Below are 25373 nucleotides of genomic sequence, written 5' to 3' on the forward strand. Positions count from 1 at the left end.
TGTTAGTGCGTGAAATCAGCTCGATCACGGCGAGAACCAGCAGGTCACAGACGTGAGCCGTCGTTCATGCCGAATACGTGAGCCAACTCAGGCCATACGGGTCTCGGGTGGGCCAAGGGTGGGCCAAGACTCGCCGATACACATAGGCATGGGGCGGACGATCATGCCCCTAAATCCGCTGCTTACGCGAACAATTCAATAGAGGCTCGCATAGGACGATACGACGATAATCGTTCTGGGGGTCAAGTGGTCGCAGGTTCAAATCCTGTCAGCCCGACGTAAATGCCCAGGTGAGAGTAAGTTTCTCGCCTGGGCTTCGTCATGTCCCGGGGGCGTTTTTGCCTGGTCCCCCGGCCGGCCGAGCAGCCGCGTCGGTGCGGTGCGGTGCGCGACGTTGGCTCGGCGGCTTCCTGTGGATAAGGGGACCAGAGCCGCAGCGAAGCGGTCGATCGGCGGTCACAGCCTGCGCCCCTGCCGGGCTCGCGGTGCCTTGGACTTCGCGGCACCGCGAGACGATCTGCTGAGAAGGGCGTTGGCCTGCCGGTAGTCGATTTTCACCTGGGCGAGGGCGGCCTGGAGCCTGAGCGAGTTGGTCCAGGCGTACTCGGGTCCCTGGACACCCCGGCGCCGGCGCACTCCAGCAACAGGCGGACGTTCGCTTCCCGCAGCCCCTCCAAGAAGGCGCCGATATCGCAGCCATAGACCCCGATCGTCATGATCGTGAGCATCGTATGCTCCCCATCTTCCTGCTGCTCGCGCCGGCGAGACCGGCACGAGCAGCAGGAGTGGCAAGGCCGCGTTACGCGACAGCGGTTCCTTCGAGTTCGATCATCTGACCGGGGATCGCCAGCCGCGTCACCCCGAGCATCGTGGTTGTGGGCGCGACGCCCGCGGCGCCGAGCCGCCCGGCGAGCACGCCGTAGTGCGGGAACAGCGCGTCCACGTCGGTGGTGTACACGTTGAGCCTGACGAGGTCTGTTAGGGACATGCCGGCCTCGGCGAGCACGGCTTCGAGGTTGTCCACGGCCAGCGCGAGCTGGGCCGCGATGTCCCCGTCGTGCTCGGGCCGGCCGTCCTTGCTCATCGCGGTCTGCCCCGAGATGTAGAGGGTCCGGGTGTGCCCTGCGACGACCTCGCCCTGGTTGAATCCCATCTCCTGCGACCATGTCACCGGGTTGACCGCTGTTCGTTCCATTGCCACTCCAATCGTTTCGACTGCGAGCGCCCGGCGGCCGGGTGGTCGCCGTCCTCAACGCCCGCAAACTCAGCCTCCCAACAAAACGCGACATCTTGTGTCATGATTTTTGATAGGAATGAAACTATGCGAGCCGATCGGTTGGTCTCACTGGTGCTGCTGCTGCGCCAGCGGGGTCGGATGACCGCGGACGAGCTCGCCGGCGAGCTGGAGGTCTCCGCCCGCACGGTGCTGCGCGACATCGAGGCGCTGTCCACTGCCGGCGTCCCGGTCTACGCCGATCGCGGGCGACACGGCGGGTTTTCCCTGCTTCCCGGCTTCCGCACGGAGCTGACCGGACTGAACCATGACGAAGCCCTCGCGCTGCTGACCGCCGGGTCGGGCCGCGGCGAGAAGGTCTTCGGCCTCGGCACCGCGCTCGCTTCCGCGATGCGCAAGGTGGTCGATGCGCTGCCCGAAGGCCACCGCACCAGCCTGGACGATGCGGCCCGGCGGTTCCTGGTCGAGCCCGACACCGACCTGCTCTCACGACGGCTGGTCACCGAGGACGTGGCGAGTGGCGTGATAAGCGTAGTCCGCCATGCCGTGCTCACCGGGCACAAGCTTCGCTTCCAGTACACCGCACCGGACAAGGCACCCCGCTGGCACGCCGTCGATCCGATCGGTCTGGTCACCGTTCGCGGCCGCACCTACCTGCTGGCCACCAAGTCGGGAGAGGATCGGACGTACCGGCTCTCGCGCATGGTGACCGCCGAGGAGCTTCCGGAACTGGCCGAGCGTCCCGCGCAGATTGACCTCGACCGCATCTGGGCCGAGCGCAGCGCCCAGTTCTTGTCGAAGAACCACATCCCTGTGCTGGTCAGGGTCGAACCCACGCGACGTGAGGAGTTGCTGAACACCGCGCGAGCTGTCCGCGCCGAGGAACCGGAGGAAGACGGCTGGGTGCGTCTCGACGTGACCTTCGAGGACCTGCGGCACGCTGTCTGGGCGATCTGGCAGCTCGACACCGCCGCCGAAGTCCTCGCACCCGAGTCGCTGCGTGCGGCCCTCCGCGACCGGGCGGCAACCCTCAATGCCAGATACGAGAGCTTTGCCCGGTCACCTGCGGAGCCTTCGCGCGGCTCAACGCCCGACAGCCACTAGGAGTGACGCCCACGCTACGGCGAAACTGACGGGCAGCGAAGTTCGGATCGCCCCACCCCACCCGCTCAGCGATCGTCGTGATCGGCGCAGCCGTGGTGCGCAGACATGCTGCCATTCGCTCCGTCCGGAGCATCGTCGGGTACGCGATCGGAGATTGCCCGAAGGGCGACGACGCCGAGGCAACGGTGTCCGACGGCGACGTCTCGTCGTGGGCGGTCCCGCGACGTGCGGTCGGGCGCGTGCTGGCCGATCTGGTCGACCGACCCGAGTACGCCCGCGCCACAGTGGCGGTCTCCTGACACGGATCGCGCCGAACGCTCCCGGAGCGGGGTGCGCACCGTCCACGATGAGAAATGCGTCGGCAGACGGTCATTCTTCGTGCGGCACCATCCGTGCCCTGCGGCACCCGCGAAAGGACCACGATGACCACACGATTCAATCCCTATCTCGCATTCCGCGATTCCGCGCGCGAGGCCATGGAGTTCTACAGGTCGGTGTTCGGCGGCGAACTGACGGTGAGCAGATTCGCGGACATGAACGCCTCGCAGGATCCGAGCGAGGACGACAAGGTGATGCACTCGATGCTCACCACCGACCGCGGCTTCGTGCTCATGGCCTCGGACACCCCGAACGGCATGGACTACACGCCCGGCACGAACTTCTCGCTGTCGCTCAGCGGGGACGACGAGAGCGTGCTCCGGGGTTGGTGGGACGCGCTGAGCGAGAGCGGTCGCGTCGACATGCCGCTCGAGCGTGCCCCCTGGGGCGATCTGTTCGGCATGTGCACCGATCGCTTCGGCGTGTCGTGGATGGTCAGCATCGGCGACCAGCAGGGCTGAACCCGCGCCGCTCGGCGCCCGTCAGCCGAGGCGGGCGTCGAGCTCGCGCACCAGTTTCGGTGGCGCGGTCTGCCGATAGGACATGTCGAGCAGTTCGGCGACCTCGTCCCAGTCCACCTCCGGACGGGCGAGGTCGTACCCGACCCACCCGGACGGCCCGAAATACATCGGCACATAGGTGTGGGGTTCCTCGAGCAGCGCGCGGCGCTCCTCCTCGTCGGGCTTGACGATGAGGGAGCGGGGAAACGGTGCGCGGGTGCCCTTCTCGCCGCCTCCGTAGACCGCGAAGGCCGTCCTGGTGGAGAAGAACGGACGGCCGTGCGAGATCTTCTCGGAGGCGCCGGGCAGGGCCAGCGCGAGCGAGCGCACACGAGCTAGCAGGGGATCCGCCTCGTCGAACATCACCGGATGCGGCATGAGCGGAGCGTACCGAGCGACTACGACAACGGTCGCGAGATCAACGCTTCCGACTCGTCAGCGCATGGATACCGGCGTGCAACAGCGGCTCGACGCCGCGGCCGAGTTCCTCGAACCCGTCGCCGACCGTCTTGCCCTGACGGAACCGGAAGTAGATGCCCTCGAGGATCACCGCGAGCTTGTAGTAGGCCAGGGCGAGGTGGAACGCCATGTCCGACAGGTCGCGTCCACCGGCGGCCTCGTACCGGGCAAGCAGTTCGTCGTCGCCGAGGAAGCCCGGAGCGCGGGACACCGTCGACACGGGGAACTCCGTGTTCTCCCGCGCCAGCCGCTGGTACACCAGCAGCAACGCCACATCGGTGAGGGGATCGCCGAGCGTGGCCATCTCCCAGTCCAGCACCGCGACCACCTTGTCGTCGTCGTCGACGAGAACGTTGTCGAGCCGGTAGTCGCCGTGCACGATGCCCACCTCGCCGTCGCCCGGCAGATTGTCGACGAGCAGCCGGTGCAGCTCGTCGGCGCCGTCGAGGTCCCGGCTGTGCGAGTTCTCGAGCTGGGTGGTCCAGCGCCGCACCTGCCGCTCGAGGAAGCCCTGGGGGCGGCCGAAGTCCTCGAGTCCCACGGTCGCCGGGTCCACCGCGTGCAGGGCGGCCAGGGTGTCGACCATCCGCTCGGAGATCACGCGCGTGCGCTCGGCGCCGAGCGGTTCGAGTTGCTCCGCGGTGCGATAGGGCGTCCCCACGACCAGATCCATGAGATAGAAGGGCGCGCCGAGCACCGAATCGTCCTCGCACAGCAGATGCGAGCGGGGGACCGGTACCGCGGTGCCGGCGAGCGCGGAGATGACGCGGTACTCGCGAGCCATGTCGTGTGCGGTCGCGAGGACGTGTCCGAGTGGGGGACGGCGCAACACCAGCCGCCGATCGCCGTCGGTCACCTCGTAGGTGAGATTCGAGCGTCCGCCGCTGATCAGGCGCGCGCGGAGGGGACCGGAGAACAGGTCGGGGGCGGAGGTCTGCACATAGGCATCGAGCGCATCGAGGTCGAGGCCGGCGGGCACGTCGTTCATCGAGCTCCTTTCCGTCGGCTCCCACTATGACCGCGGGTGGGGATCCGTGTTCGGAGAACTCCCACCCCACGCAGATAATCCGGACTGCACGGAAACCATAAATATTCAGAACTCCCCCCTTCGAGGCCGGTGTCACCGACACCGGCCAGGGCATGCGCCTAGCCGCCGGGGCAGTTGTGACGAACTACTGTCGACCCATGCCCGCTGCTCATCCTCTCGACAGAGACAACGTCCGCGACGCGCTGGACGCGTTCGATTCGCGCCGACTGCCGCTCGACGGCCGCCGGCACGCAGCCGTCGTCGTGGCGGTGCTCGACGACGGGAACGGTAACCCCGTCATGCCCCTCACACGGCGACCGACCCGTCTGCGGGCACATCCCGGCCAGTTCGCGTTGCCGGGCGGACGTCTGGACGAGGGGGAGCAGCCCGAGGAGGCCGCCCTGCGCGAGCTGCACGAGGAACTCGGAATCGACCTCGGCCCCGAGTCCGTCCTCGGCCGGCTCGACGACTACATCACCCGCTCCGGTTACGTCATGTCACCGTTCGTCGTGTGGTCGGACACAGCGGTGAGCGATCTGAAGCCCAGCCCCGACGAGGTCGACGTGCTCTTCGCCGTCACCACCGACGAACTCGACGTCGACCCGCGCTTCGTCACCATCCCCGAATCCGACAAGCCGGTGATCCAGTGGCCCTTCCGCGGTCACCTCGTGCACGCACCGACCGCCGCGGTGGTCTACCAATTCCGCGAAGTCGTGCTGCGCCGGCGGGCCACCCGCATCGACGGTCTCGAGCAGCCGGTCTTCGCCTGGCGCTGACACCCCGGAATCTCCGCTCGCGCGGCTGTGGAAGGCTGGACTCCGCGCCCGAACGGAACTCCGGCGGGCATCACGAGAACGACCTCACGAGAACACGGAGCGGCCCCACCATGACCGATGCGACCGGAACCGCCGACGCGCGCGGATCGGACCGCATCCTCACCGCGCCGAACGTCCTCAGCTTCGTCCGGCTGCTGGGTGTGCCCGTCTTCCTCTATCTCATCCTCGTCGCCCACGCCGACGTCTGGGCGCTGATCCTGCTGGCCGCGAGTAGCATCACCGACTGGGCCGACGGCAAACTCGCCAGGCTGCTCGACCAGACCTCCCGCCTCGGAGCCCTTCTCGATCCCGCCGTCGACCGCCTCTACATCGTGGCCACCCTCGTCGCCCTCGTGGCGCGCGACATCGTGCCTTGGTGGATCGCGGTGATCCTCGTCGGCCGCGAACTCGTCCTGGCGCCGACCCTGGCCGTCTACCGGCGCCGGGAACTGTCCCCGCCGGACGTGCTCTACCTCGGCAAGGGCGCCACCTTCCTGCTCATGTGCGCGCTGCCGCTGATGCTCGGGGCCGTCGCCGTGCCCGCCTCGGAGCCGATCACCGGACCGCTCGGCTGGGCCGCCCTGATCTGGGGGACCGTACTGTACGTGTGGACCGGCCTGCTGTACCTCGGGCAGGCCGTCGTGACGGCACGGACCGTGCCGGCCGGGCGGTGATCCGATGAGCCGCGCGTGGGAACGCATCCGGCGCAATCCGGTGCCCTCGCTCCTGAAGTCGCTCCTCGAGGATCATCTCGACCCCGGCTACGCTGCGTCCGCCGCGGACCGGGCTGCGGGGCGCTCGAGCACCTCTCCGAGCGCGTCGCGCGCGTGGCTCGGCGCCGGAGTTCTCCTCGCCGGCCTCGTGATCGGCATCGCGTACGCGCACAACGCCGACGTGCAGGCCGGCACCGACAGCACCCGCGCCGAGATCCTCGACTCCCTCCGGGCAGGGGATGAACGCATCACCGCGCTCACTGCACAGCGGGACGAACTCGGTGCCGCGGTCGACGAACGACGCACCGCCCTGTTCTCCGACGGAGGCGACGGCGCGACCATCCTCGACCGACTCCGCGACGCCGAGGCCGCAGCCGCGGCAACACCGGTGCGCGGTCCGGGGATCACGGTCACCCTCACCGAACCCACCGCGCGACCGAACCTGTCGGATGCGGCGCGAATCGAGGACCGACCCACCGCGCTCGTCCTCGACCGCGACCTGCAGTCGGTCGTCAACGCGCTGTGGGCGGCCGGTGCGGAGGCCGTAGAGGTCGGGGGCGTGCGGGTGGGTCCCGGGGTGACCATCCGGCAGGCCGGGGGAGCGATGCTCGTCGACAACCGGCCCGTATTCTCCCCGTACACGGTCTCGGCGGTGGGATCTCCCTCCCGACTGCAGACGACCTTCGTCGTCAGCGACGCCTACCTGCGCATCGCGGGGATACAGCAGCTCTACGGGGTGGGATTCACCCTCGCAGAGGAGGATGATCTCGAGTTTCCGGCCGCCACGGTCCGGAAACTCGGCAGCAGTGGAGAAACGGGGTACAGGTGAAGCGACTCGAACACGGTCACGCGCTCTACGCGGTGCTCGCACTGGCGATCGGGATCGGCGCCGGAATCGTGTTCAGCCCACAGGTACCCGATGTCGTGCAGCCCTACCTGCCCATCGCGGTGGTCGCCGCGCTCGACACGGTCTTCGGCGGTCTACGCGCCTATCTCGACGACATCTTCGACGCGAAGGTGTTCGTGGTGTCGTTCGTCTTCAACGTCCTCGTCGCCGCCCTGATCGTGTGGCTCGGCGACCAGCTCGGCGTGGGCACCCAGTTGTCGACCGCGGTCATCGTCGTCCTCGGCATCCGTATCTTCGGAAACGCTGCAGCCCTACGTCGTCGCCTGTTCGGGGCCTGACCGTGACCGAACCGCAACAACCCCGCCCCGCACCCGACACCGGCGCAACGCCCGAAACCGGCACTGCGCGCGCCACCCGATCGCAACGCGTCTTTCTCGTCCTCGCGGCGATTCTCGTCGTCCTGCTCGGCGCCGGCATCGCCACCCAGGTGCGTACGACCGATACCGGCGACGACCTCGACTCGGCGCGCCCTGCGGACCTGCTCGTGCTGCTCGACAACCTCAATCGCCGCGAAGCCGCTCTCCGCCAGGAGATCACCGAACTCGAGCGCACCCTCTCGAGTCTCGAACAGGAAGGCTCGGAAGCGGCACTCGAGGAAGCCCGCACGCGCCTGTACACGCTGTCGGCGCAACTCGGCACCGAACCCGCCACCGGGCCCGGAGTGGTTCTCACCGTCGACGATCCGCGCGAGGGTGTCGGATCGGAGGTGCTGCTCGACATGATCCAGGAGCTGCGCGCGGCGGGTGCCGACACGATGCAGATCGCCGGGGCGAACGGTGAGACCGTGCGCATCGGGGTCGATTCGTGGGTCACCGGACCGGGCGGCGACATCGTCGTCGACGACCGCCGACTCGATGCTCCGTACACCGTCACCGCCATCGGTGACGGACCGACTCTCGCCGCCGCGCTGAACATTCCCGGCGGAGTGGTCGACACGGTCGCCCGTGCGGGCGGATCATTGTCCGTAGAACAGTCTCCGCAGGTGGAGGTGTCCGCCTTGCGGGAGATCGAGCCACGCCAATACTCTCAGCCCGGTAACTGAATCCGACGTTCCGGTCGAACGTCGTCTCCGAAAGGACCAGTCTTGACCGATTTCGCGACACCCGAGGATCTGCGGTACACCCCCGAGCACGAGTGGGTGCGCAGGACGGGCGCGACGACCGTGCGCATCGGGATCACCGACTACGCACAGTCCCAACTCGGCGACGTGGTCTTCGTGCAGCTGCCCGAGGCGGGCGCCGAGATCGCCGCCGGCGAGTCCTTCGGAGAGGTCGAGTCCACCAAGAGCGTGTCGGACGTGTTCGCGCCGCTGACCGCGAAGGTGACCGCCGTCAACATGGAACTCGACGCGAATCCCGAACTGGTCAACAGCAGCCCGTACGAGGACGGCTGGCTCGTCGACGTGGAGATGGGCAGCGAGAACGACCTCGACGAGGCGCTCGCGGAGACGCTCGACGCGGAAGGTTACCGCGGGATCACGGAAGGCTGACGGACCCGACAGGTAACGTGACCGCGACTGTCTGCGTCAGTACCCCCGAGCGGGGTACGGTCGGATATGGCGTGTGCCGTGTCGGACCTGAACGGGGCGAACGAATCAGCGGCCGTCCGGGATCACCCGGGTGGTCGAACGGATAAGGAGAAACGGTGAGCGAGAACGGCAACGCGGGTTACGAGGAGACTCCTGCAGAGACCACTTCGGTATTTCGCGCCGACTTCCTGAACGAAGTGGAGGGCGCGGGTTCGGCCACCACCGAAGCGCCCGTCTCGGGTGTCGAGGGCCTGCCCGCCGGATCGGCGCTGCTGGTCGTCAAGCGGGGGCCCAATGCAGGATCGCGCTTCCTGCTCGACCAGCCCACCACCTCGGCGGGTCGGCATCCCGACAGCGACATCTTCCTCGACGACGTGACCGTCAGCCGTCGGCACGCCGAGTTCCGCCAGGACGAGGGCGAATTCCAGGTCGTCGACGTGGGAAGCCTCAACGGCACCTACGTCAACCGCGAGCCGGTCGACTCCGCCGTTCTCGCGAACGGCGACGAGGTGCAGATCGGCAAGTTCCGGCTGGTGTTCCTGACCGGTCCGCGAGGTAACCAGGGCGCAGGTAGCTGATGACCGCGGCCCGCCAGCCGGCGCCGGCCGGAATGTCGATCGGGTCGGTGCTCGACCGCCTGCGTCCGGAATTTCCGGACGTGACGATCTCGAAGATCCGGTTCCTCGAGGCCGAGGGACTGATCAGCCCGGAACGCACACCCTCGGGCTACCGCCGCTTCTCGATCGCCGATTGCGAGCGTCTGCGGTACGTGCTCACCGCGCAGCGCGATCAGTACCTTCCGCTCAAGGTGATCAAGGAGCAGCTCGAGGCGATCGACCGCGGCGCCGCCACGGTGGGATCGGTCGAGACCCGGATCACCCGGCCGCGTCCGCTGGCGGTGGCCCGCGGCGAGGTCTCGCCGGAGGATCTGCGCACCGATCGCGAGATCCGGGTGAGCCGCGAGGATCTGTGCACCCGTGCCGGGATCGACGCGGCCTTCCTCACCGAGCTGGTGGGGGCGGGCCTGCTCAAGCCGGGCCCGGCCGGTTTCTTCGACGAGGACGCGGTGCTGCTCGCCCGCACGGCGAAGGCGATGGCGGAGTTCGGCCTCGAGGTTCGGCACCTGCGGGCGTTCAAGCTCGCCGCCGACCGCGAGGCCGCGCTCGTCGCTCAGATCGCCGGCCCGATCGCGAAGGGCCGCGACGCCGGGGCACGGCAGCGCGCCGAGGAGATGGTGCGCGAACTGGCCGCACTGTCGTTGACATTGCACACCTGCCTGGTGAAAGCGGCGGTGCAAGGAGCCCTCGACCGTTAGGCGACGAATTCGTCGTCGAGTGCGACCACGGCCCTCCGTCAGGTGGTGACCTACGGCACCTGACGGATGCGCTGGAGGACACTAGAATTCCAGGCAGTACCTGTCGGGTGGTCCCACCACCGACGAGCAGCAGGACGGAGGCATCGCGATGAGCGAGATGCGGATAGTAGGGATTCGTATCGAACAGCCGCAGAACCAGCCTGTCCTCCTGCTGCGGGAGGTCGACGGCGATCGGTATCTGCCGATCTGGATCGGGCAGAACGAAGCGACCGCCATCGCCCTCGAACAGCAGGGGGTCGAACCGGCACGGCCGCTGACCCACGACCTGATCAAGAACCTCCTCGAGGCGTTCGGTCGCAACCTCCGCGAGGTGCGCATCGTCGACCTGCGCGAAGGGACGTTCTACGCGGATCTGGTCTTCGACGGAGGGATGCGTGTTTCCTGCCGGCCCTCCGACGGGGTCGCGGTGGCCTTGCGCATCGGCGCGCCGGTCCACGTCGAGGAACCGGTGCTCACCGAGGCGGGACTGGTCATGCCCGACGAACGGGAGGACGAGGTCGAGAAGTTCAAGGAGTTCCTCGACTCCGTCTCGCCCGACGATTTCAAGGCGACGGACGGCTGAGCGCCGTCCGTCGCACGGCGACGAGCGTTGGCGCGCGCGTCGGCCGTGACGGTAGTAATGTCGAACGTTGCCTTCCGGTCGGCGTGTCGCAGCCCGACGCCCAACACCGGAGCGTACGCTGAGTTGATCCGCCAGGGATGACTCGGTGAGCCTGGGAGGGCTCGATGATCGGATGTGGTCGGGGGATCCACCAATCGATCGTTGCGAGGCAGAACTGGGCGCGCGAGAGGGAGTCAGTAGTGCGAGATCGGACGAAGGGACAGCCACTCGGCGTCGATTCCGGCGATCGCTCGAATCCGGCGCCGCGGACGAACGAGACCGACGAGATCCAACCGGGCCTGTTTCCGGACAACTCGGCGCCCGACGAGCTCGTCGGCTACCGCGTGCCCATCGCCTGCCAGATCGCAGGAATCAGCTACCGCCAGCTCGACTACTGGGCCCGCACGAATCTGGTCGTACCGTCCATCCGCGGGGCTGCCGGTTCCGGTAGCCAACGGCTGTACTCGTTCAAGGACATCCTCGTCCTCAAGATCGTCAAGCGCCTGCTCGACACCGGCGTCTCGCTGCAGAACATCCGCGTCGCCGTCGACCATCTCCGCAGCCGTGGGGTGGGCGACCTCGCGAAGATCACTCTTTTCTCCGACGGCACCACCGTCTACGAATGTACGTCGCCCGAAGAGGTCGTCGACCTGCTGCAGGGCGGGCAGGGCGTCTTCGGGATCGCGGTGAGCGGCGCGATGCGCGAGCTCACCGGCAGCATCGCCGATTTCCCCGCCGAACGCGCCGACGGCGGCGGCGTCGAGGAACGCCCCGAGGACGAACTGGCGTCGCGTCGCCGCGAACGCATCAACCGCCGCATCGGCTGACCACACCACTGATGTCGCATCGGCCGACCACATGACCGCTCCACTCCACCGCCGGCGGCACTTTCCGCACCTGCGGTATTTCGACCCCGCGACGTGAACTAGACTCGAAGACGCGTCGCCATCACGCGGGAGAGACCCGGACACCGAGCCGGGCGCCGAAGGAGCAGCACCTCCCCGTCAATCTCTCAGGCAACCGGGACCGCGTGAGCTCCGACGTCTCTGGAAAGTGGCGGGAGCACCCGCCCGCCCACGGGGAAAGGCTCTGGCCGGCCGAATCTCTCAGGCGCTCGCTCCGCGAGCTCACGACAGAGGGGGAGGAACCACCTCGCGCGACCGCGCGCATGTGGACCTCGCCGACCAGCCCGGGAGCTGCGATGACAGATGCCGTCACCTCGAACTTCGCCGATCGCCACATCGGCCCCGACACCGCCGGCCTGAACCGGATCCTCGACGTCGTGGGAGTCGATTCCCTCGACGCCCTCGCCACCGCCGCGGTGCCGGCCGCCATCCTCGACGACCGTGCAGACAACGTGCCGACCGGCCTCGACGTCCTCGACGCGCCCCGCTCCGAGCACGACGTACTCGCCGAACTGAAGGCACTCGCGTCGCAGAACACCGTGGCGACGTCGATGATCGGCCACGGCTACTACGACACGCTCACGCCGCCCGTGCTGCTGCGCAACATCATCGAGAACCCCGCCTGGTACACGGCCTACACCCCCTACCAGCCGGAGATCAGCCAGGGACGCCTCGAGGCGCTGCTGAACTTCCAGACCATGGTCGCCGACCTGACCGGCATGGAGATCGCGAACTCGTCGATGCTCGACGAGGCCACCGCCGCTGCCGAGGCCATGACCCTGCTGCGCCGCGCGAACCGCAAGTCCAAGAGCCCGCGCCTGGTCGTCGACGTCGACCTGTTCGCGCAGACCGCCGCGGTGCTGGCGACCCGCGCCGAACCGCTCGGTATCGAGATCGTCACCGTCGACCTCGCTGCCGACGGACTTCCCGAGGGCGAGTTCTTCGGCGTGATCCTCCAGGTGCCCGGCGCTTCGGGCCGCATCATCGACGCCGCTCCGATCATCGCGGCGGCCCACGGCCGCGGCGCGCTCGTCGCCATCGGCGCCGACCTGCTGGCCATGACCTTGATCACCCCGCCCGGGGAGCAGGGTGCCGACGCGTGCTTCGGCACCACCCAGCGGTTCGGTGTGCCGATGGGCTTCGGCGGGCCGCACGCCGGCTACCTCGCCGTCGGTAGCGCCCACACCCGCACCCTGCCCGGACGCCTCGTCGGTGTCTCGGTGGACGCGGACGGCAACCCGGCCTACCGCCTCGCGTTGCAGACCCGTGAGCAGCACATCCGCCGTGAGAAGGCCACCAGCAACATCTGCACCGCCCAGGTGCTCCTCGCCGTGCTCGCGGCCATGTACGCCTCGTACCACGGCGCCGAAGGCCTCACCGGCATCGCCCGCCGCGTCGCCGGGCACGCCCGCCGCCTCGCCGACGGTCTGCGCGCCGGTGGCGTCGAGGTTGTCCACGATGAGTTCTTCGACACCGTCCTCGTGCGCGTCCCGGGGCGTGTCGACGCCGTGCTCGCCGCCGCCCTCGAGGCCGGCATCAACCTGCACCGGGTCGACGACGATCACGTGTCGATCTCGTGCGACGAGGCCACCACCGCGGCGCACGTCGACGCGGTCCTGCGCGCCTTCGGCGTCACCGCCGGGGACGCCGCCGAGGGAACGGCGCTGCCGCAGGCCCTTGCCCGCACCAGCGAGTTCCTGCAGCATGCGGCGTTCACCCGCTACCGCACCGAGACCGCGATGATGCGTTACCTGCGGCGCCTGTCCGACAAGGACCTCGCCCTCGACCGGACGATGATCCCGCTGGGCTCGTGCACGATGAAGCTCAACGCCGCCGCCGAGATGGAAGCCATCACCTGGCCCGAGTTCGCGGGTCTTCACCCCTTCGCTCCGGCGGATCAGACGGCGGGGATCCGCCGCCTCATCGCCGACCTCGAAGGCTGGCTCGCCGCGGTGACGGGGTACGACGCCGTGAGCCTGCAGCCCAACGCCGGCAGCCAGGGCGAGTACGCGGGTCTGCTCGCGATCCGTCACTACCACCTCGATCGCGGCGACACCGATCGGGACATCTGCCTGATCCCGTCGAGCGCGCACGGCACCAATGCCGCATCCGCCGTGATGGCGGGCATGCGTGTCGAGGTCGTCGCGTGCCGCCCGAACGGGGATGTCGATCTCGACGACCTGCGCGCCAAGATCGCCGACCACGGTGCGCGCCTGGCCGCGATCATGATCACCTATCCGTCCACGCACGGTGTGTACGAGCACGACATCGCCGACATCTGCGGTGCCGTGCACGACGCCGGCGGTCAGGTGTACATCGACGGTGCCAACCTCAACGCTCTCGTGGGTCTGGCGCGGCCGGGCAAGTTCGGGGGCGATGTGAGCCACCTGAACCTGCACAAGACGTTCTGCATCCCGCACGGTGGCGGCGGTCCGGGTGTCGGCCCGATCGGCGTCCGTTCGCATCTGGCACCGTACCTGCCGGGCCATCCGGCGGAGCCGGGACTCGGGGGGGCGGGACCGGTCTCGGCGGCGCCCTACGGATCGGCGTCGATCCTGCCGATCACCTGGGCGTACATCAAGATGATGGGTGCCGAGGGGCTGCGTCGCGCGTCGCTGACGGCGATCGCGTCGGCCAACTACATCGCGCGTCGTCTCGACGAGTACTTCCCGGTGCTGTACACGGGGGAGACCGGCATGGTCGCCCACGAGTGCATCCTCGATCTGCGTCCGCTGACGAAGGCGACGGGGGTGACGGTCGACGACGTCGCGAAGCGTCTGGCCGACTACGGCTTCCACGCGCCGACGATGAGCTTCCCGGTGGCCGGCACCCTCATGGTCGAGCCCACCGAGAGCGAGGACATCGCCGAACTCGACGCGTTCATCGACGCGATGATCTCGATCCGCGGTGAGATCGACCGGGTCGGGGCAGGGGAGTGGCCGGTGGACGACAATCCGCTGCGCGGCGCTCCGCACACCGCGGAATGCCTGGTGGGCGAGTGGAACCACCCGTATTCGCGGGAGATCGCGGTGTTCCCGATGGGGAAGAGCCGAGCCAAGGTTTGGCCGGCGGTGCGGCGTATCGACGGCGCACACGGCGACCGGAACCTGGTGTGCGCGTGCCCGCCCCTGGAGGCGTACAGCGGCTGATGCCGGGGATGGCCGACGGACACGTCCGTCGGCCATCGTCATCGATAGGATAAATCCGAACGATACGGAAATCATAAAAATCCAGAACTGTCTCCCTGCCTACAACGAAACTCACCGAGCCATTAAGACAAGACCGTCAGTTCGCGGCGGTCAGCTCGAGGACGGAGATCTCCGGTGGAGTGCCGACCCGCACTGGCGGTCCCCACGCGCCGGTGCCCTGGGACGTGTAGATCTGCGTGTCGCCGAAGCGGTCGAGTCCGGTGACGGTCGGGTTGGCCAGGGAGACGAACGGCCGCAGCGGCCACATCTGTCCGCCGTGGGTGTGCCCGGACAGTTGCAGGTCGACTCCGAGCTCGCGTGCCTCGTCGACGTGCCGCGGCTGGTGGGCGGCGAGGATCACCGGGGTACCGTCCGCGATGCCGGCGAGGGCGGCGGGCATGTCGGGGTGGTGCGGTTCGGGGGCGGTGTAGTCGTGGACGCCGGCGAGCGCGACGACGTCGCCGTCCCGCTCGAGGACGACATGGTCGTTCCGCAGGGTGCGTACACCGAGCGTCTCCCAGTGGTTCAGCCACGATTCGGCGTCGTCGGAGTAGTACTCGTGGTTGCCGCTGACGCCGTACACCCCGAGCGGGGCCTGCAGTTGCCGGAGCGGTTCGAGATCGGAGCCGACGAGTTCGACGGTGCCGTCGGCGAGGTCGCCGCCGAGCACGATCAGGTCGGGTTGCTCCTCGGCGACGAGGTCGACGACACCTTGCACGAAGTCGGCTCCGCGGGAGGGTCCGACGTGCAGGTCGGTGACGAGCGCGATGCGGGCACCGTCGAAGCCGGCAGGCAGGTCCTGCAGGGCGACGGGCACAGTGACGATCTGCGGCCGGTCGGCCTCGATCGTGCCGTATCCGACGGCGGCGACCGCGGCCACGACGAGCACGGCGGTCGCGATACGCAGCCCCCGTCGCGGGGTCTCGACGGTGCCGTCCTCGGTGATCGGCCGGGGTTGCCCGCGTCGGGCGAGGCGGGCGACGAACAACGCGACTCCGATGAGCAGGAGCCCGAGCATCAGGTACAGCACCACCGCCAACCAACTCCAGCCGAGGAACCCGATGGGGCGGGCCCAGGCAGGATCGAGCACCGTGCCCACCTCGGAGGCGCCGAGCGTGAGCACGAACAGGACGACGAGGACGAGATCGGCGGCGAGTGCGGCAGGTCGCGGCAGGCCGGGTGCCCGGACGAGTCGTCGATGCAGCAGGTAGGTGAGGAGGGCAAGGAAGACCCCCACGACGAGAAGTCGGAGCACGTCAGGACGTCAGCTTTCGGAGGAGGTCGGTGAGATCGGCGGGGTCGGTGGTGTCGACGACGGTGAGGCTGCCGTCGGTGGCTTCCGCGGCCTGTTCGAGGACGAGGTCGGCTCGGTCGCCGAGGACGACGACGTCGATCCGCACGGGGGTGTCGGGGGACGAGAGTTCATCGATCGCGGCGCGCAGGTCGCGGGCGGCTGCTTCGTCGGGGTCGTCGCTGTCGACGACGACGAGCACGGAGTTCGGTCGGCCCGGGTCGTAGTTGTCGACGGCGTCGCGGTAGGCGGCGGTGAGAGTGGCGTAGACGGGTTCGCGGTCGACGAGATCGATGTCGTCGAGGATCGAGGACATCGCCGCGCGCTTGGCTGCGGTGAGCCCGTCGCGGATGACGGCGACGCGGTGTCCCTCGGGGGTGTCGGCGAAGACGTACATGCCCATCACCGAGTTGATGGACGCGCGACGCATGGCCTCGCGTACGGCGCCTGCGGTCGCGGTGAGGCGGGTGCCGTCGCCGGCGGGGGTGCCCATGGAGGTGGAGGTGTCGACGACCATCGTGACCTTGCGCGGGGACACCGGGGCGAGACGCAGTGCGACGAGGACGTCGTCGACGGTGGGGTCGGCGGGGGCGAGGACGGTGTCGACGCGGGGCAGCGGAAGTTCCCCGGCGGGTTCGGGGACGGCGTCGGCGGTGCGGAAACCGTGGGCGGTGAGGATTCCGGCCTGCTCGGGGCGCCGCGCGTAGTCGGTGAACTCCGCGGCGGCGCGGGCGAGCGTCTCGTCGACCCAGGGGGCGTCGACGACGGCCGTGGGGAAGTCGACGACGGGCGCGACGCCGATCGGCAGGTGGCCGGTGAGGCCGCGGACCTGTCCATCTGTGAGGGCGCGGTGCAGTTGCTGTTCGATGACCGGCACGGCGTGGATCGGGGCCGCGGTGTCGGGGTGGGTGCCGAGCGCCGCGAGGGTGTCGGCGGTGGTACCGACAGCGCCGAGGGTGTCGGCGCCGAGGGCGAGGGTGCTCACGGCGGTGATGGCGGCGGGGGTGGCGGCCTGTTCGAGGGTGACCGGTCCGGCGCCGATGCCGGTGGTGGCGGCGGTGACGGCTTCGAGGGCGAGGGTGGTGGCGTGGGTCTGGGTGCCGGTGGGCAGGGCGAGGCCGAGGGTGCCCCAGATGTCGAGTCCGCTCTCGCGCATGGCGGCGGGGTCGTTCTGGAGTCGGGGCAGGTCCTGCCAGCGGACGGTGGCGGTGGTGAGGGCGCGGCCGAGGTCGGTGGGGACGGCGAGCACGACCGGGGAGGTGGCGAGGGATCGGGGGGTGCCGTCGATGGCGTCGGCGGCGCGGGCGCTCATACGGGTGTCGAGGGGTACCCACAGGGCGGGTTCGGGGCCGAGCGTCGGATCCCAGGCGTCGGTGCCGAGGGTGTCGGCGGCGGCGAGGCTGTCGACGGCGGTGATCTCGGCGGTGACGCAGTGGTCGCGGATGACGCGGACGCCGCCGTCGGTCCATTGTTCGGCGAGTTCGGTGAGGGCGGGGGCGATGAGGGGGTCGGCGGCGATGTGCAGGACGGTGTCGCCTTCGACGCAGGTTTCGGCGGCGGCGGTGGCCTGGTTGTCGATGTTGTCGCGGAGGCGGAACCAGCCGAGGACCGCGAGCAGGGAGAGTACTACGCCTAGGGTGACCACGATGACGCTGGTGCTGATTCCTCGTCGTCCGCTACCGCGATGTCGCCCGCTCACGTCGTGTCCGCCTCGTTTCGTTCGTCGATCCGATGGTCGAGTCTAGTGAGGGGCGGGATGTGATCCGGCTCCGCCGCGCGGTGCGGGGACGGGCAGGGCCCCGATCCGTGTGGATCGGGGCCCTGTGGTGTCGGTGTGCGGGTCAGGCGTACTTGGCCTTGTACTCGCGGCGACGGCGGTGCAGGATCGGCTCGGTGTAGCCGCTGGGCTGCGTGGTGCCTTCGAGGATGAGTTCCTTGGCGGCCTGGAAGGCGATGCTGTCGTCGAAGTTCGGGGCGAGCGGCCGGTAGCCGGGGTCGCCTTCGTTCTGCCGGTCGACGACGGGGGCCATGCGCTCGAGGGAGGCGACGACGTCGTCGGCGGTGACGACGTCGTGGCGGATCCAGTTGGCGAGGAGCTGGCTGGAGATGCGCAGGGTGGCGCGGTCCTCCATGAGCGCGACGTCGTGGATGTCGGGGACCTTGGAGCAGCCGACGCCCTGGTCGATCCAGCGCACGACGTAGCCGAGGATGGACTGGCAGTTGTTGTCGAGTTCTTCGCGCTTCTCCTCGGCGGACCAGTTGGGGTTCTCGGCGAGGGGAATGGTGAGGATGTCGTCCACGGTGGCGCGGCTCTTGCCCTGGAGCTCGTTCTGGACCGCGAAGACGTCGACCTCGTGGTAGTGGGTGGCGTGCAGGGTGGCTCCGGTGGGTGAGGGCACCCAGGCGGTGTTGGCGCCGGCCTTGGGCTGGCCGATCTTCTGCTCGACCATGTCGCGCATGAGGTCGGTCATGGCCCACATGCCCTTGCCGATCTGGGCCTTGCCCTGCAGGCCGCAGGCGAGGCCGGTGTCGACGTTCCAGTCCTCGTAGGCGGCGATCCAGCGCTGCTGCTTCATGGCGGCCTTGCGGACGACGGGTCCGGCCTCCATGGAGGTGTGGATCTCGTCGCCGGTGCGGTCGAGGAAGCCGGTGTTGATGAACACCACGCGGTCGGAGGCGGCCTTGATGCAGGCGGCGAGATTGACGGTGGTGCGTCGCTCCTCGTCCATGATGCCGACCTTGAGGGTGTTGGTGGGCAGGGAGAGGACCTCTTCGACGCGGCCGAACAGTTCGGTGGTGAAGGCGGATTCCTCGGGGCCGTGCTGCTTGGGCTTGACGATGTAGATCGAGCCGGTGCGGCTGTTGGCGAGCGGGCCGTGGTCCTCGTCGATGTGCAGACCGTGGATGGCGCACAGGCTGGTGATGAGCGCGTCGAGGATGCCTTCGGGGACCTCGTTGCCGTCGCGGTCGAGGATGGCGGGGTTGGTCATGAGGTGCCCGACGTTGCGGACGAACAGCAGGGAGCGGCCGTGCAGTTCGAGGTCGCTGCCGTCGAGGGCGGTGTAGACGCGGTTCGGGTTCAGCTTACGGGTGAGGGTCTTGCCGCCCTTGTCGAAGGACTCGGACAGGTCGCCGCGGTTGAGGCCGAGCCAGTTGCGGTAGCCGACGACCTTGTCGTCGGCGTCGACGGCGGCGACGGAGTCCTCGAAGTCCATGATGGTGGTGACGGCGGATTCGAGGACGACGTCCTTGACGCCGGCGGCGTCGGTGCTGCCGATGGGGGATTCGGGGTCGATCTGGATCTCGATGTGCAGACCGTGGTTGCGCAGCAGCACCGAGGAGGGGGTGGCCTTGTCGCCGAGGTAGCCGACGAGCTTGTCGGGCTGGGCGAGTCCGGTGACGGTGCCGCCCTCGAGGGTGACTTTCAGTTCGGTGCCGTCGATGCTGTAGCCGGTGGAGTCGGCGTGCGAGCCTTGCGCGAGGGGTGCGGCCTTGTCGAGGAAGTCGCGGGCCCAGGCGATGACCTTGTCGCCGCGGACCTTGTTGTAGCCGGTGCCCTTCTCGGCGCCGCCCTCTTCGGGGATGACGTCGGTGCCGTAGAGCGCGTCGTAGAGCGATCCCCACCGCGCGTTGGAAGCGTTGAGCGCGAAGCGGGCGTTGAGGACGGGCACGACGAGCTGCGGACCGGCGGTCTCGGCGATCTCGGTGTCGACGTTCTCGGTGCCGATGGTGAACGGTTCGGGGGTGGGGACGAGGTAGCCGATCTCTTCGAGGAAGGCCTTGTAGGCGACGGGGTCGTGGGGCTGTCCGGCGCGGTCGCGGTGCCAGCCGTCGATCTTGGCCTGGAGGTCGTCACGCTTGGCGAGCAGTGCCCGGTTCTTGGGGGCGAGGTCGTGGACGATCTTGTCGGTACCCGCCCAGAAGGTGTCCGCGTCGACCCCGCTGCCGGGGATGGCCTCGTTGTTGATGAAGTCGTAGAGAACCTGCGCGATCTGGAGTCCGCCGACCTGCACGCGTTCTGTCATCACCCTCACTCTTTCCGGTTGCTGTGCGGCCGGAAACGTCCCGGCCACACGGAATCGTCGATTATGTTACCCGCCGGTAGTAACGGACGCAGTGGTTCTGTGCGTCTGCAGGACGGTACATCGATTCACCAGCTCTTCTCTCAGAGCTGCGGCGCGACGGGTGAGCGCCGACTGCTCGCGGACGTACTGTGCGCGTCCTGCGGCAGTCTCGATCCTGATGGGCGAGTAGCCGTAGTCCTCGAGATCATACGGGCTCGCCCGCATGTCCAATTCACGGGCTGCGGACGCGTGTCGCAGGCACCGCACCGTCAGCTCCGAATCCGTCAGGGGCAGCAGCTTGTACGCCCACTTGTACAGATCCATGCCGGCGTGCAGACAGCCGGGTTGCTCGGTGCGTACCTGCTGGTCGCGGGTCAGTTCGGTGGCGTTGCGTGGGACGGCGTCGGGGGTGAAGAACCGGAACGCATCGTAATGGGTACATCGGAGCTGCATTGATTCCACCACTGTGTCGGTTCCGGTATGGCCGAGCCGCAACGGCACCGACGAGTGCCGCACCCCGTCGGCTCCCGCCCGGTACACCATCGCCCATTCGTGCAATCCGAAGCAGCCGAGCTGCGGCGGCCGGGAGGAGGTCGCGGTGAGCAGCCCCGCGACGAAGTCGACGGTGTCGGCGCGTCGGTCGAGCACCTCCCGGCTCACCCGCACCCCCGGCTGCCCGTCGACGGTGGCCCGTTCGTAGCCGGGATGGTCGCGGTAGCCGCGCACCGCGGCCGCGCCGAGCAGCACGGTGCCGTAGCCGGGATGCCAGCGCCGCAGCTGACTCGGCCGCAGGCTGTAGTAGGTGAACAGGAAGTCGTGCACGGGATGGGTGCGGCCGGCGGCGCGTCGTTCGAGATGCCCGGCGAGCAGCTCGTCCACGGCGGCGTGATGGGCGTCGCGCCGCGCGGTCCACTCGTTCTCGGTGAGGATCGCCGGGCGGTCGGTCACGGACAGGGAGCGGGTCATGGTTCTCGTTCGGTCGATCGGGGTGCGGTGGTGCGGGGGCGGTTGCCCAGCGGATCCGCGACCCGGTGGGTGGCGTCGCGGACCGTTCCGACGAACTCTTCCACGAGGTCCTCGAGCGCGACGATGCCCCGCAGTGCTCCGGTGGTGTCGGTCACCCCGGCCAGATGCGCGTTGCTGCGGCGCAGCGCGGCGAGCGCCTCGTCGAGACCGTCGCCGATCCCGATGGTCGGCAGCTCCCGGATCACCGCGGCAGGGATGACGGTCTCGGGACCGGTGGACTGTTCCCGCACCAGATCGAGCACGTCCTTGATGTGCACATAGCCGGTGATCGTGCCGTCCGGACGGCGGGTGGGATACCGGGAGAAGCCGGTGGTGGTGACCGCGTGCTCGACGTCGCCGAGGGTCGGGCCCGCGCCGGTGTGCGGGACGGTGCGTACCCGAGCGAGCGGGATCATCACGTCGGCGACGGTGCGGTTGCCGGTGGCCAGGGCGCGGGTGAGGCGCTTGTGTTCCTCCTCGTCGAGCAGCCCCTCGGAGCGGGATTCGCCGATCATCTCCGTGAGCTCCACGGCGGAGACGGAGGTGTCGAGTTCGTCCTTCGGGTCGATGCGCGCCGCGCGCAGGGTGGCGTTGGCGCACAGGTTGTAGAAGGCGATGACCGGCCGGGCGGGTCGCATGAACAGCAGGTGGATCGGGACGAGCAGCATCGCGGCGCGTTCCGGGCCGGCGATGGCGATGTTCTTCGGCACCATCTCGCCGAGCAGGATGTGCAGTACCACCACGATCGTGAGCCCGATGGTGAACGCGATGGGGTGCAGCAGCGCGTCGGGCACCCCGGCCGCATGCAGCGGCACCTCGATCAGGTGCGCGATGGCCGGTTCGGCGACGCGGCCGAGCAGGATCGAGCAGATCGTGATGCCGAGCTGGGAACCGGCGAGCATGAGCGAGAGGTGTTCGCCGGCGTGGATGACGGTGCGGGCCCGGGTCTTGCCCTGGGCGAGCAGCGTCTCGAGCCGGTCGCGGCGGACGGTGATGAGGGAGAACTCGGCGCCGACGAAGAAGGCGTTGCCGGCGAGCAGCAGAACGGCGAGGACGATTCCGAACCAGTCGCTCATCGCTGCGCACCCCCCTCGTCGGCGGCCGGGGCGTCGTCCCTGTCACCGTTGTCGCCGTCGGGGTTCTCGGGGTCGGGGGCGGCGCCGGGCACGAGCAGCACCCGGTCGATGCGGTGCCCGTCCATCTCGAGGATGCGCGCGTACCAGGTGAGGTCGCGTTCGCCGCGGCGCAGCGGCAGCTGGATCTCGTCGTCGACCTCGGGGATGCGGCCGAGTTCGGTGAGGATCAGCCCGGCGAGGGTCTCGTAGTCGCCGTCGGGGGCGCGGTAGCCGGTGAGCTGGGCGAGCTCGTCGGTGCGCAGCAGACCCGTGCACGACCAGCCCTCTCCGTCGCGGTGGGCGTCGAGTTCGGTCTCGTCGTGTTCGTCGCGGACGTCGCCGACGATCTCCTCGACGAGGTCCTCCATGGTGATCAGTCCGGCGGTGCCGCCGTATTCGTCGACGACGAGCGCGACCTGCATGCCGTCCGAGCGCACCCGTTCCATGACGGTGTCGCCGTCGAGGCTGGTCGGCACGGTGGGCACGAGGCGGGCGAGGGCGCCGACGGCGGTGGTGCCGCGCGCCGGGCCGGGCACGGTGAACGCGTGCTTGACATGCACGACGCCGAGCGGGGCGTCGAGGTCGCCGTCGACGATCGGGAAGCGGGAGTAGCCGGTGCGGGCGGACAGTTCGATGAGGTCGAGGACGGTGGCGTTGCGGTCGAGGCTCTCGACGGTGCTGCGCGGGGTCATGAGGTCCTCGGCGGTGCGGTCCCCGAACTGCAGGGATCGGTAGACCAGGCGGGCGGTGTGCTCGTCGAGGGTGCCGCTGCGGGCCGAGGCGCGCACCAGCGAACCGAGCTCCTGCGGGGAACGCGCCGAGCGCAGTTCCTCGGCCGGTTCGATGCCGAAGCGCCGCACGATGTGGTTGGCGGCGCCGTTGAGTCCGAGGATCGCCCAGCGGAACAGCAGGGAGAACGCCAGTTGGAGACCGGCGGTGGCGCGGGCGGTGCCCATGGGCCGGGCGATGGCGATGTTCTTGGGGACCAGTTCGCCGAAGACCATGGAGAAGGACGTGGCGATGAGCAGCGCGAGGACCAGCGAGGCGGTCGAGGCGACGGAGGTGCTCAATCCGATCGCGTCGAACAGCGGGGTGAAGAACTGCGCGAGGATCGGTTCGGCGAGATAGCCGGTGATCAGTGTGGTGATGGTGATGCCGAGCTGGGCGCCGGACAGCTGGAACGACAGGGTGCGGTGCGCGTGCTGGACCTGCCGGGCGCGCCGGTCGCCGTTGTGGGCGTGCGCGTCGACGGCGCTGCGTTCGAGGGCGGTCAGGGAGAACTCGGCGGCGACGAACAGGGCGGTGCCTGCGGTGAGCGCCACGAAGCCGAGGAGTGCGACGATATCGAGCAGGACGGACATCAGAGGCGGTCCTGCCGGGCGGGGCGGTGGCCGGGGTGGTGCCCCGGCCCGATAGAGGATCCTTCCGGCCCGGAGTCGCACTCCGTGCAGGGGGAGGAGGTGTCGGGCGGTGGGGTGGCTGTGGGTGCCGCGGGCACCGGTGTCCTCTCGTCGGGTCCGGTCGCGGACGGTGTCTGCTTGCCGGAAGTGGTTTCGACGGGTACCGATTCTACTGAGGGTGGTTGCCGTGTGTTGCGGTGCCGGTGACGGCGCGGCGCCTACGGTGGGGATCGAGCAGGTGTCCCGGTGGAACGAAGGAGCGTGGATGAGCGGCGGCGAGGGTCCGGAACACGGTGGCGGCGAGCGGGTGCCGAGCCGGTGGGAGGAGATCGTGGCGGAGAATCCGGCGCATTCGTCGTGGTACGTCGAACGGTTCCGTGCGATGGTCGCCCGGGGGCAGGACACTGTCGGGGAGGCCCGGTTGATCGATGCGATGGTGCCGCGTGGGGCGCGGATTCTCGACGCAGGGTGCGGGCCGGGCCGGCTCGGCGGTTATCTGCATCGGGCCGGGCACAGTGTGGTCGGGGTGGATGTCGATCCGGTGCTGATCGCGGCGGCGGAGGAGGATCATCCGGGGCCGAGGTGGCTGGTGGGGGATCTGGCCGAGCTGGATCTGCCGGCCCGCGGTGTCGACGCCGATTTCGATGTGATCGTGTGCGCGGGGAATGTGATGACCTTCGTGGCGCCGTCGACCCGGGTGGCGGTGCTGCGCAATTTCGCGGCGCATCTGGCGCCGCAGGGCCGGGGGGTGATCGGTTTCGGGGCGGGCCGTGAGTATCCGTTCGAGGAGTTCTTCGCCGATGCGCAGCAGGCGGGTCTGGCGGTGCAGGTGCGGTTGTCGACCTGGGATCTGCGGCCGTTCAGCGATGACGCGGAGTTTCTGGTGGCGGTGCTGGGGCGGGCGTAGCCGCGGCGTCGGCGGGGGTGTCGGCGGCCTGGGCGCGGGAGAGCGCCACGGTGGTCACGAGCATCACGACGACGGCGGCGCTGACGAGGATCCGTCCGGGGCCGTCGGTGCGCAGGTGTTCGCCGAGCACAGTCATGCCGAGCACGATCGCGGCGATCGGTTCGCCGACGGTCAGGGCGGGCAGCGATGCGGTGAGCGATCCGGCCTGGAAGGCGCGTTGCTGCAGGTAGATCGCGGTGGCGCCGGCGGCGACGAGTGTCCGGGTCTGCCATGAGCCGAGCAGTTGCGGGATGCCGTGTTCGGCGAGGTCGGTGACGTGTTTGGTGAACGCGCTGGTCACGCCGTAGAGGACGCCGGCGGCGATCCCGAACGACAGTGCCCGCCGTCGCGGGGAGAGCAGGGCGACGACGACTGCGGCGGCGGTGACGGCGAGCACCGTTCCGAGCGGCAGCGCCCAGCGGGCGGCGGCGGCATCTCCGGTGCCTTCGCTGGGGTTGCCGACGAGCAGGAAGATCGCCAGCGCCGCGCACAGTGCGCCGGCGAGTAGCCAGGTGGTGCGGGTGACGCGGCGGCCGGTGGTGGCGGCGGCGAGCGGCAACGCGAACAGCAGTGACGCGACGAGCAGGGGCTGGACGAGCAGCACCGATCCGAAGACGAGCGCGATGACCTGCAGTACGTAGCTGCCGCCGTCGCCGAGGATGCCCGCCCACCAGCGGGGGCTGCGCAGCAGCGAGCCGACGAAGGAGTCGGTGTCGGGCACGGCAGCGGCCGAGGTCTGTTGCGCGACACTGCCGACCGCGATGAGCGCGGCGGCGGCGAGTGCGCACAGGACGGCGACTGCCGTGCCCGTCATCGGG

At 69.1% G+C, this 25373-nt stretch carries 26 protein-coding genes and 1 riboswitch; of the genes, 15 read left to right on the forward strand and 11 right to left on the reverse strand.

Annotated features, from left to right (window positions below):
• Positions 1 to 799: 799 nt before the first annotated feature.
• Positions 800 to 1195, reverse strand: a complete 396-nt coding sequence (locus tag ACQR3U_RS17690) for a RidA family protein (protein WP_006552734.1) — start codon at positions 1193 to 1195, stop codon at positions 800 to 802.
• A gap of 126 nt (positions 1196 to 1321) precedes the next feature.
• Here ACQR3U_RS17690 and ACQR3U_RS17695 point away from each other — a divergent pair, with 126 nt between their 5' ends.
• The gene (locus ACQR3U_RS17695) at positions 1322 to 2338 is read left to right on the forward strand and encodes a helix-turn-helix transcriptional regulator (RefSeq protein ID WP_230811073.1); all 1017 of its coding nucleotides are present in this window, start codon (positions 1322 to 1324) and stop codon (positions 2336 to 2338) included.
• Here ACQR3U_RS17695 and ACQR3U_RS17700 read toward each other — a convergent pair.
• Positions 2265 to 2471, reverse strand: coding sequence for a hypothetical protein (locus tag ACQR3U_RS17700; protein ID WP_071935090.1), 207 nt, complete (start codon positions 2469 to 2471; stop codon positions 2265 to 2267). The two genes, ACQR3U_RS17695 and ACQR3U_RS17700, sit on opposite strands and share 74 nt — an antisense overlap.
• On the opposite strand from ACQR3U_RS17700, the gene ACQR3U_RS17705 reads away from it, so the two are divergent.
• Positions 2416 to 2637, forward strand: a complete 222-nt coding sequence (locus tag ACQR3U_RS17705; RefSeq protein ID WP_019289610.1) for a hypothetical protein — start codon at positions 2416 to 2418, stop codon at positions 2635 to 2637. The genes ACQR3U_RS17700 and ACQR3U_RS17705 overlap by 56 nt on opposite strands.
• 123 nt (positions 2638 to 2760) lie before the next feature.
• The gene (locus ACQR3U_RS17710) at positions 2761 to 3177 is read left to right on the forward strand and encodes a VOC family protein (protein ID WP_006552737.1); all 417 of its coding nucleotides are present in this window, start codon (positions 2761 to 2763) and stop codon (positions 3175 to 3177) included.
• A 21-nt stretch (positions 3178 to 3198) separates the two neighbouring features.
• Here the strand turns inward: ACQR3U_RS17710 and ACQR3U_RS17715 are convergent, their stop codons facing one another.
• Both ACQR3U_RS17715 and ACQR3U_RS17720 read right to left on the reverse strand, forming a co-directional pair.
• Positions 3199 to 3594: an MmcQ/YjbR family DNA-binding protein gene (locus tag ACQR3U_RS17715; protein WP_024101105.1), complete on the reverse strand. Its 396-nt coding sequence runs from the start codon at positions 3592 to 3594 to the stop codon at positions 3199 to 3201.
• 40 nt (positions 3595 to 3634) lie between these two features.
• Positions 3635 to 4663 carry a phosphotransferase family protein gene (locus ACQR3U_RS17720; RefSeq protein ID WP_230811074.1) on the reverse strand — a complete coding sequence of 343 codons (1029 nt, stop codon included), beginning with the start codon at positions 4661 to 4663 and terminating at the stop codon, positions 3635 to 3637.
• A 197-nt stretch (positions 4664 to 4860) separates the two neighbouring features.
• Between ACQR3U_RS17720 and ACQR3U_RS17725 the strand changes: the two genes are divergently transcribed.
• The 11 genes from ACQR3U_RS17725 to gcvP all read left to right on the forward strand — a co-directional run bounded on the left by ACQR3U_RS17725 (position 4861) and on the right by gcvP (position 14695).
• Positions 4861 to 5478, forward strand: coding sequence for an NUDIX hydrolase (locus ACQR3U_RS17725; RefSeq protein WP_019289607.1), 618 nt, complete (start codon positions 4861 to 4863; stop codon positions 5476 to 5478).
• 110 nt (positions 5479 to 5588) lie between these two features.
• Complete coding sequence (locus ACQR3U_RS17730; RefSeq protein ID WP_230811075.1) at positions 5589 to 6191, forward strand: CDP-alcohol phosphatidyltransferase family protein; 603 nt, start codon at positions 5589 to 5591, stop codon at positions 6189 to 6191.
• A 4-nt stretch (positions 6192 to 6195) separates the two neighbouring features.
• A complete protein-coding gene (locus tag ACQR3U_RS17735; protein ID WP_024101102.1) occupies positions 6196 to 7059 on the forward strand; it encodes a DUF881 domain-containing protein in 864 nt (287 codons plus the stop codon).
• Complete coding sequence (locus tag ACQR3U_RS17740) at positions 7056 to 7415, forward strand: small basic family protein (RefSeq protein ID WP_006552743.1); 360 nt, start codon at positions 7056 to 7058, stop codon at positions 7413 to 7415. The genes ACQR3U_RS17735 and ACQR3U_RS17740 overlap by 4 nt, the downstream gene beginning before the upstream one ends.
• A gap of 2 nt (positions 7416 to 7417) precedes the next feature.
• Positions 7418 to 8179, forward strand: coding sequence for a DUF881 domain-containing protein (locus ACQR3U_RS17745; protein WP_006552744.1), 762 nt, complete (start codon positions 7418 to 7420; stop codon positions 8177 to 8179).
• Positions 8180 to 8221: 42 nt separating this feature from the next.
• Positions 8222 to 8626 (forward strand): glycine cleavage system protein GcvH, encoded by a 405-nt coding sequence (gene gcvH, locus ACQR3U_RS17750; protein ID WP_006552745.1) that lies wholly within the window; start codon positions 8222 to 8224, stop codon positions 8624 to 8626.
• 155 nt (positions 8627 to 8781) lie between these two features.
• Positions 8782 to 9243: a glycogen accumulation regulator GarA gene (garA, locus tag ACQR3U_RS17755; RefSeq protein WP_006552746.1), complete on the forward strand. Its 462-nt coding sequence runs from the start codon at positions 8782 to 8784 to the stop codon at positions 9241 to 9243.
• Positions 9243 to 9980 carry a MerR family transcriptional regulator gene (locus ACQR3U_RS17760; RefSeq protein WP_006552747.1) on the forward strand — a complete coding sequence of 246 codons (738 nt, stop codon included), beginning with the start codon at positions 9243 to 9245 and terminating at the stop codon, positions 9978 to 9980. Before garA ends, ACQR3U_RS17760 begins: the two co-directional genes overlap by 1 nt.
• A gap of 148 nt (positions 9981 to 10128) precedes the next feature.
• Positions 10129 to 10602, forward strand: coding sequence for a bifunctional nuclease family protein (locus ACQR3U_RS17765; RefSeq protein ID WP_006552748.1), 474 nt, complete (start codon positions 10129 to 10131; stop codon positions 10600 to 10602).
• A gap of 239 nt (positions 10603 to 10841) precedes the next feature.
• On the forward strand, positions 10842 to 11468 hold the full coding sequence (locus ACQR3U_RS17770) for a MerR family transcriptional regulator (protein WP_006552749.1): 627 nt from the start codon (positions 10842 to 10844) through the stop codon (positions 11466 to 11468).
• Positions 11469 to 11584: 116 nt separating this feature from the next.
• Positions 11585 to 11680: riboswitch (glycine riboswitch) on the forward strand.
• Between the two features lie 162 nt (positions 11681 to 11842).
• The gene (gene gcvP / locus ACQR3U_RS17775) at positions 11843 to 14695 is read left to right on the forward strand and encodes an aminomethyl-transferring glycine dehydrogenase (protein ID WP_033098311.1); all 2853 of its coding nucleotides are present in this window, start codon (positions 11843 to 11845) and stop codon (positions 14693 to 14695) included.
• A 136-nt stretch (positions 14696 to 14831) separates the two neighbouring features.
• Here gcvP and ACQR3U_RS17780 read toward each other — a convergent pair whose 3' ends face one another.
• The 6 genes from ACQR3U_RS17780 to ACQR3U_RS17805 form a co-directional block, all read right to left on the reverse strand.
• Positions 14832 to 15989 (reverse strand): metallophosphoesterase, encoded by a 1158-nt coding sequence (locus ACQR3U_RS17780; RefSeq protein ID WP_230811076.1) that lies wholly within the window; start codon positions 15987 to 15989, stop codon positions 14832 to 14834.
• Between the two features lies 1 nt (position 15990).
• Complete coding sequence (locus tag ACQR3U_RS17785) at positions 15991 to 17670, reverse strand: substrate-binding domain-containing protein (RefSeq protein ID WP_230811077.1); 1680 nt, start codon at positions 17668 to 17670, stop codon at positions 15991 to 15993.
• Between the two features lie 196 nt (positions 17671 to 17866).
• Entirely contained in the window at positions 17867 to 20050 is a 2184-nt protein-coding gene (locus tag ACQR3U_RS17790; protein ID WP_006552754.1) for a malate synthase G, read from the reverse strand.
• Between the two features lie 66 nt (positions 20051 to 20116).
• Positions 20117 to 21055 (reverse strand): hypothetical protein, encoded by a 939-nt coding sequence (locus ACQR3U_RS17795; protein ID WP_006552755.1) that lies wholly within the window; start codon positions 21053 to 21055, stop codon positions 20117 to 20119.
• The gene (locus tag ACQR3U_RS17800; RefSeq protein WP_006552756.1) at positions 21052 to 22170 is read right to left on the reverse strand and encodes a hemolysin family protein; all 1119 of its coding nucleotides are present in this window, start codon (positions 22168 to 22170) and stop codon (positions 21052 to 21054) included. Before ACQR3U_RS17800 ends, ACQR3U_RS17795 begins: the two co-directional genes overlap by 4 nt.
• Positions 22167 to 23570, reverse strand: a complete 1404-nt coding sequence (locus tag ACQR3U_RS17805) for a hemolysin family protein (protein ID WP_230811078.1) — start codon at positions 23568 to 23570, stop codon at positions 22167 to 22169. The genes ACQR3U_RS17800 and ACQR3U_RS17805 overlap by 4 nt, the downstream gene beginning before the upstream one ends.
• 304 nt (positions 23571 to 23874) lie before the next feature.
• Between ACQR3U_RS17805 and ACQR3U_RS17810 the strand changes: the two genes are divergently transcribed.
• Entirely contained in the window at positions 23875 to 24516 is a 642-nt protein-coding gene (locus ACQR3U_RS17810) for a class I SAM-dependent methyltransferase (protein ID WP_051121633.1), read from the forward strand.
• Here ACQR3U_RS17810 and ACQR3U_RS17815 read toward each other — a convergent pair.
• Entirely contained in the window at positions 24470 to 25369 is a 900-nt protein-coding gene (locus ACQR3U_RS17815) for a DMT family transporter (protein ID WP_230811079.1), read from the reverse strand. The two genes, ACQR3U_RS17810 and ACQR3U_RS17815, sit on opposite strands and share 47 nt — an antisense overlap.
• Positions 25370 to 25373: the final 4 nt, after the last annotated feature.

It is taken from the genome of Rhodococcus sp. IEGM1339, from assembly GCF_050321925.1.
Lineage (GTDB): Bacteria > Actinomycetota > Actinomycetes > Mycobacteriales > Mycobacteriaceae > Rhodococcus > Rhodococcus pyridinivorans.